At 38.0% G+C, this 14835-nt stretch carries 13 protein-coding genes; 3 read left to right on the top strand and 10 right to left on the bottom strand.

The features are described 5' to 3' along the window. Nucleotides 1-55 precede the first annotated feature (55 nt). The 3 genes from MUS1_RS14585 to metH all read right to left on the bottom strand — a co-directional run bounded on the left by MUS1_RS14585 (nt 56) and on the right by metH (nt 4900). Nucleotides 56-409: a RidA family protein gene (locus tag MUS1_RS14585; RefSeq protein WP_036163762.1), complete on the bottom strand. Its 354-nt coding sequence runs from the start codon at nt 407-409 to the stop codon at nt 56-58. Between the two features lie 108 nt (nt 410-517). Beyond that, complete coding sequence (gene cobO / locus MUS1_RS14580) at nt 518-1126, bottom strand: cob(I)yrinic acid a,c-diamide adenosyltransferase (RefSeq protein ID WP_036163760.1); 609 nt, start codon at nt 1124-1126, stop codon at nt 518-520. Between the two features lie 39 nt (nt 1127-1165). Next, nucleotides 1166-4900, bottom strand: a complete 3735-nt coding sequence (gene metH / locus MUS1_RS14575) for a methionine synthase (RefSeq protein ID WP_036163758.1) — start codon at nt 4898-4900, stop codon at nt 1166-1168. 223 nt (nt 4901-5123) lie between these two features. Between metH and MUS1_RS14570 the strand changes: the two genes are divergently transcribed. Continuing rightward, entirely contained in the window at nt 5124-5540 is a 417-nt protein-coding gene (locus MUS1_RS14570; protein WP_036163756.1) for a VF530 family protein, read from the top strand. A gap of 523 nt (nt 5541-6063) precedes the next feature. On the opposite strand, the gene MUS1_RS14565 is transcribed toward MUS1_RS14570, so the two are convergent. The 7 genes from MUS1_RS14565 to MUS1_RS14530 all read right to left on the bottom strand — a co-directional run bounded on the left by MUS1_RS14565 (nt 6064) and on the right by MUS1_RS14530 (nt 13968). After that, the gene (locus MUS1_RS14565; protein WP_036163753.1) at nt 6064-8697 is read right to left on the bottom strand and encodes a response regulator; all 2634 of its coding nucleotides are present in this window, start codon (nt 8695-8697) and stop codon (nt 6064-6066) included. Nucleotides 8698-8729: 32 nt separating this feature from the next. Beyond that, nucleotides 8730-9572: a phosphate/phosphite/phosphonate ABC transporter substrate-binding protein gene (locus MUS1_RS14560; protein ID WP_036163752.1), complete on the bottom strand. Its 843-nt coding sequence runs from the start codon at nt 9570-9572 to the stop codon at nt 8730-8732. A gap of 318 nt (nt 9573-9890) precedes the next feature. Continuing rightward, complete coding sequence (locus tag MUS1_RS14555; protein ID WP_036163750.1) at nt 9891-11297, bottom strand: sigma-54-dependent transcriptional regulator; 1407 nt, start codon at nt 11295-11297, stop codon at nt 9891-9893. Nucleotides 11298-11315: 18 nt separating this feature from the next. Continuing rightward, on the bottom strand, nt 11316-11657 hold the full coding sequence (locus MUS1_RS14550; protein WP_036163747.1) for an Hpt domain-containing protein: 342 nt from the start codon (nt 11655-11657) through the stop codon (nt 11316-11318). A gap of 97 nt (nt 11658-11754) precedes the next feature. After that, nucleotides 11755-12576: an EAL domain-containing protein gene (locus tag MUS1_RS14545; RefSeq protein WP_211236479.1), complete on the bottom strand. Its 822-nt coding sequence runs from the start codon at nt 12574-12576 to the stop codon at nt 11755-11757. 479 nt (nt 12577-13055) lie between these two features. Next, nucleotides 13056-13370: a hypothetical protein gene (locus tag MUS1_RS14535; RefSeq protein ID WP_036163742.1), complete on the bottom strand. Its 315-nt coding sequence runs from the start codon at nt 13368-13370 to the stop codon at nt 13056-13058. Nucleotides 13371-13590: 220 nt separating this feature from the next. Next, on the bottom strand, nt 13591-13968 hold the full coding sequence (locus MUS1_RS14530) for a response regulator (RefSeq protein WP_051436376.1): 378 nt from the start codon (nt 13966-13968) through the stop codon (nt 13591-13593). 64 nt (nt 13969-14032) lie between these two features. Here MUS1_RS14530 and MUS1_RS14525 point away from each other — a divergent pair, with 64 nt between their 5' ends. Next, nucleotides 14033-14623, top strand: a complete 591-nt coding sequence (locus MUS1_RS14525; protein ID WP_281171217.1) for an IS3 family transposase — start codon at nt 14033-14035, stop codon at nt 14621-14623. Then, the gene (locus tag MUS1_RS16425; RefSeq protein ID WP_084035639.1) at nt 14578-14781 is read left to right on the top strand and encodes an IS3 family transposase; all 204 of its coding nucleotides are present in this window, start codon (nt 14578-14580) and stop codon (nt 14779-14781) included. The genes MUS1_RS14525 and MUS1_RS16425 overlap by 46 nt, the downstream gene beginning before the upstream one ends. Nucleotides 14782-14835 lie beyond the last annotated feature (54 nt).

Here is a 14835-nt window from a genome sequence, read left to right as displayed (position 1 = left end):
AAATGAGTAAGCGCTAAAAAAGCACCTACTCATTTTCTATATAGAACTTAAAGCGTTATTTTTCTGCAGCAACAACAGACACTTCAACTAACAATTCAGCTCTTGCCATACGTGCTTCAACACAGGCGCGAGCAGGCGCAAAACCTTCTGGAACCCAAGCATCCCAAACGGCATTCATGGCTGCGAAGTCCTTCATATCACGAATGTATACGGTCGCAGACAAAATGTGTTCTTTGCTAGAACCCGCTTGTGCTAACAAAGATTCAACTTTATCCAGCATAGTCTGAGTTTGTTCTGTAATGCCAGTATTCGCATCAGCGCCAACTTGACCACAAAGATACACAGTACCGTTATGTTTTACGATACGACTCATACGTTGACCTACTTCCATGCGCTCAATGGCTGCCATAAAAACCTCTATTAATTCGATTTAAAATAAAAACAAAATGATACCAGTCTTGCAGAAGATTATTTCTCTGAAAAAAACAATTTAATCAGAATATAAAACTATGAAAATCTAGAACTCCAGGCCTTTCTGAGCCTTAATGCCGCGTTTAAAAGCATGTTTTACTTCTTTTATTTCACTCACAGTATCAGCCAATTCAATCAAAGCATCGGAAGCACCACGTCCCGTCACAACCAAATGCTGGCTCTCAGGCCGATTCATCAAAGCCTGTAATACGGGATCTTCATCTAGATATTCGTAGTGCAATAAATACGTTAATTCATCCAACACAACCAGATCAATACTTGGATCAGCGAGCATGTCTGCGGCCTTTCCCCATGCCTGTTTCGAAGACGCTATGTCAGATTCTCTGTTCTGAGTTTCCCAAGTGAAACCTGCTGGCATGATTTCCCATTGAATACCGTCTTGCTTCTTAAAAAAGTCAATCTCACCAGTATTCCACTCACCTTTTAGAAACTGTACAACGCCTATTTTCATACCGTGACCTAAAGCGCGAGCGACCATACCCAGCGCAGAACTGGACTTACCTTTACCGTTGCCGGTTAACAGTACAAACGTCCCTTTATCTTCTTGTGCTTTCGCTATGCGTTTATCAACATGAGATTTGATCGATTGCATGCGCTTTTTATGCTGTTCTGGGTCTGTAATCGTTTTAGCCATGAGCTCATTTTACCTTTTAAACCATGAGATGATTCAATATTAAATACGGTCGTCTTCTGGGTCGTAACCAAGATTTGGGGCTAACCAACGCTCAGCATCGTCTTTGCTCATGCCTTTACGTTCAGCGTAACTATCCACTTGGTCTGGGCCGATTTTACCAACACCAAAATACGTTGCGTCAGGATGAGCAAAATACCAACCACTTACTGCCGCAGTTGGCAGCATGGCATAGCTTTCTGTCATTTCCATTCCAGTATTAGTGGTTACGTCTAATAAATCCCAAAGCTTGGATTTTTCAGTGTGATCTGGACACGCTGGATAACCTGGGGCCGGACGAATGCCTTGATACTTTTCTTTAATCAATTGAGCGTTTGTAAGGTCTTCATCAGATGCATAACCCCAAAATTCTTTACGCACTTTTTCATGTAAATATTCAGCAGTCGCTTCAGCAAGACGATCCGCAACCGCTTTAATCATAATAGAGTTGTAATCATCATGGTCCGCTTCGTATTTCGCCACAATAGGATCAATACCAAAACCTGCTGCACACGCAAATGCGCCTATATAATCAGGTACACCACTGTCTTTCGGTGCAACGAAATCCGCCAAGCTATGATTGTATTTACCTGGTGCTGTTAATTCATTCTGAATCCGAAGGAAAGATAAACGCTCAATCACTTCTGTACGGGATTCATCTGCGTACAACTCTATGTCGTCATGGCTTACTTGGTTTGCAGGAAAAATCCCCACAACGGCTTTGGCTTGCAAGCATTTCGTCGCAATCACTTCATCTAACATTTCCAACGCATCATTAAAAACACGTGTCGCTTCAGCACCCACCACAGCGTCCGTTAAGATTCGTGGATAAGCGCCTGCCAATTCCCACGTTTGAAAGAAAGGCGTCCAATCTATGTAATCTTTCACGACATCAAAATCGATGTCTTTTTCTGTAAGTACGGTTACACCTATTTTCTTTGGCGCCGTAATGCCAGTAGAAAAATCAATAGGCGCTTTATTTAATCTCGCTTTGTCTAAAGAAACTCGACGACCTGCTTTGACACGGTCTTTATAACGAATTCGTGTTTTCTCATAATCCGCTTTGATTTCATCAACAAATTTCTGGCGACGTTCAGCGTCTTTGCTCAACAAGGCACTCGCAACCCCCACACTTCGCGATGCATTGGTAACATGAACCACTTGATTACGCTTATAATTTTGTTCAACTTTCACTGCAGTATGCGCTTTCGATGTTGTCGCACCACCAATCATGACTGGCAAGTCAAAGCCTTGGCGTTCCATTTCTTTTGCAACATGCACCATTTCATCCAAAGACGGTGTAATCAAGCCAGACAAACCAATAATATCGGCACCCACTTCTTTGGCTGTACGAAGTATTTTCTCTGCAGGCACCATGACACCCAAATCGATTACTTCGAAATTATTACATTGCAGCACCACACCAACGATGTTTTTACCAATGTCATGAACATCACCCTTCACGGTTGCCATGACAATTTTGCCATTACTGGAAGATGCCGTGTCCATGTTACGGGCTTTTTCCTCTTCAATATAAGGCATCAAATACGCGACGGCTTTTTTCATTACACGAGCAGATTTCACTACTTGTGGTAAGAACATTTTGCCCGAGCCAAATAAGTCTCCGACAATGCTCATGCCATCCATCAAAGGTCCTTCAATGACTTCTAATGGGCGAGGAAATGCCTGACGCGCTTCTTCGGTATCGTCATCAATAAATTCGGTAATCCCTTTTACCAAGGCATGACTCAAACGTTCGGAAACAGGAAGGTTACGCCATTCTTGAGTTTCTTTTTCCGCCACTTCACCCGTACCAGCAAATTCAGCGGCCATACCAAGCAAATTATCGGTTGCGTCTGGTGTACGGTTAAGCACAGCATCTTCTACTGCATTACGAAGTTTCACAGGAATGTCTTCATACAAGGCCAACTGCCCTGCATTCACAATCCCCATTGTCATGCCTTGCTTAATAGCGTGATACAAAAACACCGCATGAATGGCTTCACGAACTGGATTATTGCCACGGAATGAGAAAGACACGTTAGAGACGCCACCAGACACTTTGGCGTAAGGCAATTCACGAGTGATATCGCCTGTCGCTTCAATAAAGTCCAACGCATAACGGTTGTGCTCTTCAATACCTGTCGCGATAGCAAAAATATTTGGGTCAAAAATAATGTCTTCTGGTGAGAAGCCAACGTCATCAACTAATATATGATAAGAACGACGACAAATATCGATTTTACGTTGACGTGTATCTGCTTGGCCCACTTCATCAAACGCCATCACAATAACCGCAGCACCGTACTTCATCAGCGTTCGAGCTTGTTCTTTAAACTTCTCTTCGCCTTCTTTCATACTGATAGAGTTGACGACACCCTTGCCTTGAACCCACTTCAAACCCGCTTCGAGAATCTCCCATTTTGAGGAATCCAACATGATTGGTACACGGGAAATATCAGGCTCTGAAGCAATCAGCTTTAGAAAACGTTCCATTGCAGCTTGAGAATCCAACATGCCTTCATCCATGTTGATATCAATAATCTGTGCGCCGTTTTCAACCTGTTGACGAGCCACATCAAGCGCCGTATCGAAGTCACCTTCTTTAATAAGACGTTTGAACATTGCCGAACCCGTAACATTTGTTCGTTCACCCACGTTAACAAACAAACTATTACCATCGATATTAAATGGCTCTAGACCTGACAAACGGCATGCTTTTTCTATTTCAGGAATAACACGCGGCGTGGCATCAGAAAATGCTGTCGCAAAGGTTTTAATGTGTTCTGGTGCCGTACCACAACAACCACCAATAATGTTTAAGAAACCGGAGCCTATCCACTCTTGAATTTCTTCAAGCATTTCTTCAGGTGATTCATCGTATTCACCAAACGCATTTGGCAAGCCTGCATTAGGGTGAGCAGAAACATGAACGTCAGCAATACGCGACAATTCTTCTACATATTGACGCAGCTCTTTTGGCCCTAATGCACAGTTTAAACCAACAGAAATAGGCTTAGCATGAGAAATCGAGTTCCAAAAAGCTTCTGTTGTTTGACCCGACAGAGTACGACCAGATGCATCGGTAATCGTACCGGAAATCATGATTGGGTAACGCACACCTGTTTTTTCGAAATAATCCAATACGGCATAAATTGCGGCTTTGGCATTTAAGGTATCAAAAATAGTTTCAATCAGAATGAGATCAGAACCACCTTTAATCAAACCGTCGACGGCTGTTGTATAGGCAGACACCAATTCATCAAAATGAATATTTCGAAAACCTGGGTCATTAACATCGGGTGAAATAGTACAAGTACGACTGGTCGGACCAAGCGTCCCCGCAACAAAACGCGGTTTGTCTGGATTTTGTTTCGTGAATTCGTCTGCCACTTCACGGGCCAATCGAGCGGATTCGAAATTCAGCTCGTAACTAAACTCTTCCATGTGGTAATCGAGCATGGAAATATAATTGGCATTAAACGTATTGGTTTCAATGATATCGGCGCCAGCGTCAAGATAACCAGCATGAATAGTTTTGATAATTTCAGGCTGAGTCAAAGACAGCAGATCATTATTGCCTTTTACATCACTTTCCCAATCAGCAAAACGCTCGCCACGGTAGTCCTGCTCTTCTAACTTATACGCTTGAATCATGGTGCCCATAGCACCATCAAGGATCAAGACATTTTCAGCTAAGCGCTTTTCAATAATAGAATACGAACCAGACTTTACCACGACCACTACCTCAAGAAAGAATATGCGAGTGTACTATACCGAAAAGCAATCAACTTCGCGTTGAAAAAAAGTAATGTGGAGTTGAATGATTCGAGGATTGAACATTAAATATTACAATGTGAACGACTATGTTATGAGATCTCGTTTACTTTAAATACATCACAGGTATGATTACGCACTCATAGACCTTTTTTAATTTTTTGACTTATTACTGGACACCGTTATGAACGACGAAATCAACTATACAAACAATCCGTTACACGGCCTGGGCTTACAAGATCTACTCACCCAGATAGTTGATCACTACGGGTTTGAAATTCTTTATGCTTATCTGAATATCAATTGTTTTAAAACCCACCCGAGTATTGAGTCCAGCGTGAAATTTCTCAAAAAAACAGAGTGGGCACGAGAAAAAGTTGAAATCTTCTATTTGTATAAATATAAAAACCTACCTAGGGTTTCATCTGAGCAGTTTGACCTCCCTCCTAGAAAACGTATTATCCCTGAAGGCCAAACGCCTCGCGAACCAGCAGAGCTAAACTTCGAAGATGCAGAACGCGTACGAGAAAAACAAACTCTAAAAGCAGCTCAACACGGTAAAACGAAACGTTATCAAAACGGCAAACAGGGAGGATATTAGAAAAATAAAACTTCCTATCTGATACTTCATTATCTATCCATGAATACAGAATTGCTTCCACTTCGAGTCACCTAAATACAGTTAAAAAAACCAGTTATTTGCAAAAAATACTGGTTTGCTCCTTAAACTAGATAAACTGAAAGATATAAAAAATAAAGCCAATCCAAGTTGATAACATTTCAGACCATAGATCTATAGTATTGATAGAAGGCTACCTGGTCACTTATCAGGACTTAAAAGTGAACCAACGACTTTGGGTTTGAGTTTGAGTTTGGCTAACATTTGGTATTTGAAATTGTTGCTGGAGCACTTATCAGGACTTAAAAGTGAACCTACGACTTAGGGTTTTGAGTTTGGCTAACATTGGGTATTAGAAATGATTGTGGTAGCACTTTTCTTAACTAAAGAATGAACCTACAACTATTTGTTTATTAACCAAAGATATTTTTATTGTTGGCTCACGAGCGTCAACATAAGCATCTTTAGGAAAAGAAGGCTCCTGATTTAAGGCCTTTAAAGAAGATTATTTAATATCACTAAGTTTGGCATCGAGCGAATTAGACCTGAACTTTGTATAAGTAATCACAGTTAATTCAACAATATCATTTAATTCATTACAAATAATTTTTGCTTTAGATAAATCGTTAGATAAACTTGCCCGTTCTATATTTTGACAAAATGTAAATAGAGTAGATGCTCCTAATGAGCCTGCTGAACTTTTTAACGCATGAGCGTGTTCACCGAGCTCTTCTAGATCAGAATTACTAATTGATAATTTGATCAATCGCACTCTTTTATCAATATCAGCAAGAAAAAAATCAATAAGTGTTAACACCGTAGCAGGTGAAGTATCCTCAACGAGATTGGCAAGCACCTCTTTTGATAAGATTTCAGCCTTTACTACAGCGTTATTCACTTCAGTTTTTGCTATCGACTTCTTATTGTATATGCAACAGTTAATACTATCGATTAATACTTGTGTATCAAAAGGCTTGCCAACAAACGCTTCCATTCCTGCAGCTTTACAACGTTCAACTTCCGACTTTTCTGCATTAGCCGTCATTGCAATAACCGGCGTGTGTCTATTAATACCATCACTCTCTTTTAACGCTTTAACGGCATCGATTCCATTCATTCGTGGCATTCGAACATCCATTAAAATCACATCAAAAGGCTTTATAGTTAACTGTTCAAGGGCATCAATGCCATCACAAGCAAAAGTGACATCATAACCTCTATTTTTTAATGTTTCACCAGCAACAAATCGATTAGCTTCAATATCATCAACCAGTAAAACAGTATTTTTAGTTTTATCTACATATTGCTTTTCATTGTTTTTTTCCTGAGACTCAATGCTTTTAAATTTATTTAAATAACATATTTCATGACAAAAAATAGGTCTGTTAATTCGAGGGTAATCTTGATACGCAGCCGGTAAGACTCTTCCTACGCTACTGATGCAATGAATATTAATATCGAGTGAATTAATCCAATTATTATTATTCTCTTTTTCATTGATTAATACATTATCGTCTATTAGCCAAATAGCAGTTTCACTAAGCATATCTTCAGTTACCTGTTCGCGTAATACACTAATATTATCGAAATCAAAAAACCACACACACATCTCTTCCATTTTATTTCTAAATGCGGATTTTAAACTATCATTATCGGACACCAATACAATTGGTCCTTTCAACATAGGTATTTCTAATTCTTCTTCTTCAGCGAACTGAACAGGCAATGTAAAGTAAAACTCACTCCCTTGCCCTAACACACTATTGACGCCAATCGTCCCATTCATTAGTTGAATAAGCCCTTGAGCGATATTTAAGCCTAAACCAGTTCCTGTCGAACGAGCTTCTAACGTCGAACCCACTTGTTCAAACTCATCAAATATTTTATCTAAAGAATCTTCTTTAATACCAATGCCAGAGTCCTTAACATTAACTTTTATGGCATCATTACCATTAATAAGTTTAATGCGATGGATTGTCACCATAACAATCCCTTTTTCAGTAAACTTACAGGCATTGTCGACTAAAATATTTAGAATTTGACGAAAGTGTGCTGCATCAGTAATAACTCGTCCGACATTTCCTGATGAAGCATCCCCGAGCAATGTTAATTTAGGATTACGCGTTTTCGCTTCAACGCTATTCAATACATCCTCGACGACACTAGCTAAATCGACTTCACTGTATTTTAACTCCATGTGTCCTGCTTCAATTTTAGAGAAATCCAGGATTTCATTAATAACATCTAATAATGCGGTACCACTACTTTTTGCTGTATTTAATAAACGAACGTATTCAGGTGGGGATTTAATTTGCTCCGCAACAAGATTCACAGCGCCTAACACGGCATTCATCGGTGAACGGATTTCATGACTCATTTGGGATAAGAATCTAGATTTAGCCTGAGATGCTTTTTCCGCTTCTTTTTTTGCAGCAGTTAAATGAATTGCATTTTCATTTAACTGTTGTTGATCTGTATTAATCTTATCGAGCATGACATTAAATGCTTTTGCGGTAAGCCCTATTTCGTCATTTGATAGATTTGTAGCGCGCGATGTCATATCACCTGTCGTCACAGCCAATGCAACTTTCTGTAATCCGAATAAACCTTTCGTTAAAAATCGGCCAAGTATTAGAGAAACTAAAGCAACTATCAATAATTCGGCTAACGCAATAATTATTAACCGGTAACGCGCGTTCGTGACAAATACCAACAATGAATCAACGGATAGACCTACTTGAATTTTAGCAAATTCGGTACCTGCTACAGACACACTATCTTGTACATCAAAAATACCATCATTTACTTTATTTATATAAGTATCTTCGATAAAACCATTTTCTAAACTACTCGTATCACCCGCCTGTGCGAGTACACCAAAGCTATCAATAACACGAATATAACGAATACCTTCGAGTCCTGCTATCTGCGTCGTTATTTCATCAAGTGAGGCAATATCAGATGAAATGACCGAATTTTTAGCAAGTAGACTAAAAAGGTGAGACGTTTCATTTGCTCTTCGGTATAAAGCATCTTCTCCGGAGCGTTCTAAATAGCTTAACGATTGCCAAAGTAATAATAACAAAAAGATAGCTTCTGTCATTCCAATCAATAATATGGTTTTCACTCGAAGTGACATATGTTGCTTCCCTATTGCAATATAGTGAGTTCTTATTGTTGTCCAAGCATCATGTTAATATTTAAACTTCGCACATCATCCCAATCACTATCTTCTGCTTGTTGAAAACCTTGCATCCCTAATGGAGACAATAACTCTTTACTCGACGCTAAAACATCAACTGCAAGAAAAGCATCACTTAGCTGTTGACGAGTATGCTCATTAACATGTGGAGAAGTAGCAATTGCATGGGGAGTATATCCATCAGAAGTCCAGATTATTTTTAATTCATTTCTAAATTGCTCAGGATACTCATTAAAAGTACGCATAATCCCACCACCAGCAATAAATCGCCCTTCTGATATATTACGATATACTGCATCATGTGAATTTACGTACTGACCTTCGAATAAAATATTTTTATTCTTTAAATTTGCTTTAGGAATTAATGTGGCAGCAAATGCGGCAGGAGCAGGAAAGGCAAGAGTTTGTAACGATAAATCTTCTAACTTATCAATTTGACTATTTTTATTAGCAACAATAATCCCTTTTATTTTTTTATTTTTTTCATGTACGAGTGCTTTAAAACCTACTTTTTCACTCAATACCACATAATGATAAGGATTCATGTAAGCAATATCATATGCCCCTTCTTCTAGTCGTTTTTCAAACGTAGGGATATCTTTAGCAGTAGAAAATTTTAATCTAACGCCAGACTTCTCGCTAATGAAATTAAGTAATGGGATCCAATTCTGGGCTAACTTAATCGCAGACTGCTGAGGCACAACACCAAATACCAAGTAGTCAGGTTTAATCTGCTCTTCTTCCTTTGCACTGACTGAATGGACAATAAATGTAGCGTACACAATGAACAATATCCTAATAAATACTTTCATGAGGTGACCTTTTATTAATGGTGAATACTTAGATAAAAAGCAATTACTGCGCCATAAGATTATCCAGCCAAAAATAAACATACCTAATTGATATATATGATTATTTTTAAAATAAAGATAACAACTAAAACTCACCGCGTTGTTGTTGCATTTTGAGAGTCATTTTGAATTTCAAAATGACTCTCAAAATGCAACAAAGAAATAAGAAATTTTAACAGTAAAATAGGTCAGCTAATTATTACGATTAGTCTCATTATACTGACTGAATTAGCGTTTAAAGGTAGCATTGTACGATGACCAATATTAAGCCAAGCCAAATTAAACGGAACCATTTTGCCAAGCTTTCATTTTACGATAAATAGTTGATGCACTAACGCCAAGATGTGCAGCGGCTAATGGTATATTTCCGTCACAAATTTCAATCGCTTGTTCAATAGTATTTTTTTCGACTAACCACATAGGTATTATATCTTTAATTTCATTAGAAATAGTGACATTACCGAGGGAGTGTTTATTACTAGTACGTTCAGTTTTAGCTGGTAACTTCAAATTATTTTTACCAAACGTATCAGGTAACATTTCAGTCGTAATTTCGGTCCCTGAGTTTATAACCACCATATTTTCAATGACATTTTGCAACTCACGAATATTGCCAGGCCAATCATATTGTAGGAACATAGATTGAACATTAGGTGATAGTTGAGAAAAGTCTTTATCATTTGCTTTATTTTTATCAGCAAGAATTGAATTAGCCAGTAATAATATATCTTTGCCTCTGTCGCGAAGAGAGGGTAACTGTACCGGAATAACATTCAATCGATAGTACAAATCTTCACGAAAACGCCCTTCGCCAACTTCTTCTGCCGGATGACGATTAGTCGCACACACCACCCTGACATCACTTTGAAGAATATCGCTACTTCCCACTCGATTAAATGTCCCTGTTTGTAAAAAGCGTAATAGCTTAGCTTGTAAATTTAAATCCATTTCACAAATTTCATCGAGAAATAATGTACCGCCATTGGCAACTTCCACGGCACCTTTTCTGTCCGCGAACGCACCACTGAATGAACCTTTCATATGTCCAAAAAATTCAGATTCAAATAATTCACCTGGTATCGCTGCACAGTTAATTGCAATGAAGGGCTCATTTTTTCTTGCACTAAAGTGATGTAAATATTGTGCGCAAACCTCTTTTCCAGTGCCACTTTCTCCTGTGACAAATACGCTAGCTTTACTGCGTAATGCACTATCAAGAAGACGAAATACAGTTTGCATCGCCAGAGATTCACCAATAAAATTCATATCTGATTTTACTGGTTCGTCCATGTCGACTTCTTCAACTTTTGCTTCAAGATTAATCTGCTTTACTGCATTACGAACAGACGTCACCATTCTTTCCCTATCAAAGGGTTTTTCGATAAAATCAAAACCACCTAATCGCATTGCATCAACAGCCACTTCGATGGAACTATTCGAGGTAATAATAATCACGCGTGCTGGTGATTCTTGACGATTAACAAATTGAAGAACTTCTAAACCACTTATGTCTGGTAAACAAACATCTTGAATAATAACACTGGGCATTTTGGCTTTAATGGCAACAAGAGCCGAATAACCGTCAATAAAATGTTTTGTTTCATAACCAAGACTTTCCAATTGAGAACAATATAAAGCGCCACTAGAAAGGCTATCTTCTACAATATAAACTAATTTTTTTGACATCTTATTCCCCTGTTAAAGTCACTTGTTATATTTTTTATTATAGCGTGCTAGTGTTTCGCTAATCAGCCCTAATAACTGATTATCTTCAGCATATAATTGCGTTGGAGGTTTGCATAATCGATCATTTATCTCTTTAGACACAGTTGCAACAGATGACGCGCCATAAAGTGCCGCTGAATTTTTAAGGATATGAGTAATACTTTCGATTTTTTCTACATCACTGATTGCAAAAGCGTTTTCTAAGCTAATCAATGATTCATTCAATTCTACAATAAAAAATCCGAGCAATTTATGGCTAGTTTCCTCACCTAAATCTTTGACCATATTTTGAATAATATTTTCATCTATTAAACAATCCATTATTTACCCTCCTTTTACACATATTTACCATTGTAAAATACAGCTAAGCTTAGAAATAGTGAACTGTATAGACTCGATTATCCAAGTTATACTGTATTTATCCCCAGCGACGTAGATTTTCTTCAAAAGATACTGGTTTTCCAAGTAAAAAACCTTGAGCAGTATCGCAACCCAGTTGATTAAGTATTTGTAGTTGATCTTCGTCTTCAATGCCTTCTGCTACAATATGCAGGCCTAAACGTTGTGCCATTGCAACAATAGCACTACATAAAGTGAAATCTTCGTTGCAGGTAACAATACCATCTACAAAGCTTTTATCAATTTTGACGCCATCTACCTTAAACTCACGTAATAAGCTTAATGAAGCAAAGCCTGTTCCAAAATCATCAATCCAAAGTTGAACGCCCTCTATTTGAAAGGCATTAAATACTTTTGCAATCTTTTGAGGATTTTGGATAAGTGCTGTTTCTGTCAATTCTAATTTAATACAGCGTGTTGGAATTTCTAATTTGTTAACTAATGTCATAATTTCATCAAAAATATTCGTCTTAGCAATCTGAACGGAAGAAACATTAATTGAAACTGTAATATCTTTTAATCCATACTGAAGGAAACGCTTCAGATCTAACAGAACTTGTTGGAAGATCCAATTTCCTAACTCAATAATTTGTCCATTTTCTTCAACATGTGGAATAAACTTATCAGGTGAAATAAAGCCGAACTGTGGTGACTTGCATCGTACCAAGGCTTCAAAACCCACCAATTTGCTTGTTTGCATTGAAAAAAGCGGTTGATAAACCATTGAAAAATGTTGATGCTGCAAAGCATCATCAATAATGCTTGTTAAATTATCCAAATTTGATGGTGTACTAATGTTTGTTTTCTCTGCTAGGAGTACTTGTGCGGGCGACATGCTCATAACGTTTATTCCTTTATTTTTTTATTTAATTAATATGAATAAAGCAATTCACAGACCAACTCGGATAAATATAAAAAATAAAATTTAAGATGATGATTTTAAAGGAGTAAAATAAATGTCAGTATGTGTGTATTTTTGAGTTAGGTTCCTGCTTGCAAAATGCAAATCAACTTGCGAGTACAGTTTGTCAGATTGCAATGGGTCTAAAATTTACTCATAAAAAAAGTAAGGGATTTTTAACGTACCCTACCTTTATTAACATACAAGCCACTAGTTATTCCCTTCACCTTCTGGTGCAGTGTATATCCATTGATCATCATCAACTCGACCACCTAAGGCAGGTAAATCAATTTGAAAAGGAAGAATAAATTGTTCTAACGCATTTTGGGTGGGATCATTTATGTTAAACAGACTCTGCTTTTTTCAGGCTTAAGCCTGTGCATAAAGCGGCTCCGCCAAGTCCTAGTGTGCTACTATCTTCAAATCGGACAACATTGCCCATTTAGCCCGAGAGTTTCTACCAATTTCCCGGTGATAGAGTAATATCCTGCAGGGCAACCACACTGCCCTTGTACATCTGTTCCGCATGCTGCATCACAAATTCCCACATTAAGATTATTACCAATTCCATTGTCATTATTAACATTTAAGTTAGATGGTTGGCATGTTAAGGCTAGTTGACCTTGAGAAATAGGTAGTTTAAACGGTGATTCACATGGTTCACCCGTTATTACTTTTTGTGAAATATAACGTGAACCAACGGGTGAGCCAACTCCCTCAATAACTTCAGGCATAGGGAAAATAGCCAATGTTTCTTTATATAAGAAACCTGGCCCCCCATTTGGAGATCGGCTAATTGCATTCGGGTGTATATAAAGAGTAAAAACTTTATCTGAGATTGCAAGGCATGTTTGTACTGAATCGATTCCTATTAAACAGAATTCAAATAAATTTAAGGTCAGACTCTATCAAAGGCTGACCTATAAACGAGTAATTAAAGGCTTGAATATTATTTTAAACTATTGATTTTAAGTAATTTACTAATACGATTTTGCTAATCGGTTTTTCTAAATAATGAGTAATTCCTTTGTTATATAACTCATTAATCGCACCTTTATCGGTTATACCGGTTAAAGATACTTTAGGTGTTTGCGAATTGATATCACCAGCCTCACGCAAGAGGTTAGCAACATCACTACCCAAAAGCCCAGGCATCTTTTCATCTAGGAAAATTAGATCAAACTCTTGTTTACTGGCAATTGACAATGCCTCCTCCCCATCATCTGCTCCAGTAACAATACACCCCAAACTCTCAAGCATTATCATCATGATCATCTTACTTGGCATACTATCATCAGCAACAAACACGTTTAATTTAAATTGTTCCGTCATATTAATCTCTTAATTACGTACTACTGGATATTTTATCCATTTACCATAATACATCACAACACCTGTGATTCGACCAGAAAATGAGGCAATTAAGAAAAAGATGGTAAAAGTATTTGAGGGCTCTTTTCAATCTTATGGAAAACGTCCACTGGCCTTTGAGTTAAAAAAAGAGTCGTTCAACATTGGTGTGTTCAAAACAGCTAGATTGATGAAAACATTGGGGTTAGTCGCGAAAAGGCCGAATAAACCGCATTACTATACAGCGGGTAAAGAACAACCAACGACACCACACTTATTGAAAAGAGCGTTTAATCCGTCTGATCTCAATACTTGTTGGGTTGGTGATATCACCTATATATGTTCGTACCAAGGTTGGAGTTATTTAGCGACTGTGATGGATCTAGCGAATCGAGAAATAGCTGGATATGCATTATCGAAAACGCCTAATACTAAGCTGGACAAAAAAGCATTAACGAATGCGATTGCAAAACATCAACCGAAAACTCAGGGGTTAATGTTTCATTCAGATCAAGGTGTGCAATACAACGCTAAGTTATTTAAAGAAACACTCCACAATCATAAAATGATTCAAAGTATGAGTCGACGTGGGTGCTGTTGGGACAATGCTGTTCAAGAGCGTTTTTCCGTAATTTGAAAACGGAATACTTGAACGATTTAATCTTTATCAATCACCAATCGGTGGTAACCGCTGTCGAGCGATATATTCGGTTTTACAACGACAAACGTCTGAACTCAGTGCTTGATTATTTAACGTCTATTCAGAAGCGACAAGAATTACTAAAAGTGGCTTAGAAGTCCCACAGAATTACTTGACCATTACATTAATTAGTCAGAACTTTAGAGTTA

The organism is Marinomonas ushuaiensis DSM 15871 (genome assembly GCF_000521805.1).
GTDB classification, from domain to species: Bacteria; Pseudomonadota; Gammaproteobacteria; order Pseudomonadales; family Marinomonadaceae; genus Marinomonas; species Marinomonas ushuaiensis.
The sequence above is the reverse complement of the archived record's forward strand: the minus strand, read 5'-3'. Positions and strand labels throughout refer to the sequence as shown.

Bases quoted from the DNA above. Each gene is read 5' to 3' on its own strand.
- MUS1_RS14565 (WP_036163753.1), bottom strand. From the start codon at position 8,697: ATGTCACTTCGAGTGAAAACCATATTATTGATTGGAATGACAGAAGCT.
- MUS1_RS14560 (WP_036163752.1), bottom strand. From the start codon at position 9,572: ATGAAAGTATTTATTAGGATATTGTTCATTGTGTACGCTACATTTATT.
- MUS1_RS14535 (WP_036163742.1), bottom strand. From the start codon at position 13,370: ATGCCTGAAGTTATTGAGGGAGTTGGCTCACCCGTTGGTTCACGTTAT.
- MUS1_RS14555 (WP_036163750.1), bottom strand. From the start codon at position 11,297: ATGTCAAAAAAATTAGTTTATATTGTAGAAGATAGCCTTTCTAGTGGC.
- MUS1_RS14545 (WP_211236479.1), bottom strand. From the start codon at position 12,576: ATGAGCATGTCGCCCGCACAAGTACTCCTAGCAGAGAAAACAAACATT.
- cobO (WP_036163760.1), bottom strand. From the start codon at position 1,126: ATGGCTAAAACGATTACAGACCCAGAACAGCATAAAAAGCGCATGCAA.
- MUS1_RS14585 (WP_036163762.1), bottom strand. From the start codon at position 409: ATGGCAGCCATTGAGCGCATGGAAGTAGGTCAACGTATGAGTCGTATC.
- MUS1_RS14530 (WP_051436376.1), bottom strand. From the start codon at position 13,968: ATGACGGAACAATTTAAATTAAACGTGTTTGTTGCTGATGATAGTATG.
- MUS1_RS14550 (WP_036163747.1), bottom strand. From the start codon at position 11,657: ATGGATTGTTTAATAGATGAAAATATTATTCAAAATATGGTCAAAGAT.
- MUS1_RS14570 (WP_036163756.1), top strand. From the start codon at position 5,124: ATGAACGACGAAATCAACTATACAAACAATCCGTTACACGGCCTGGGC.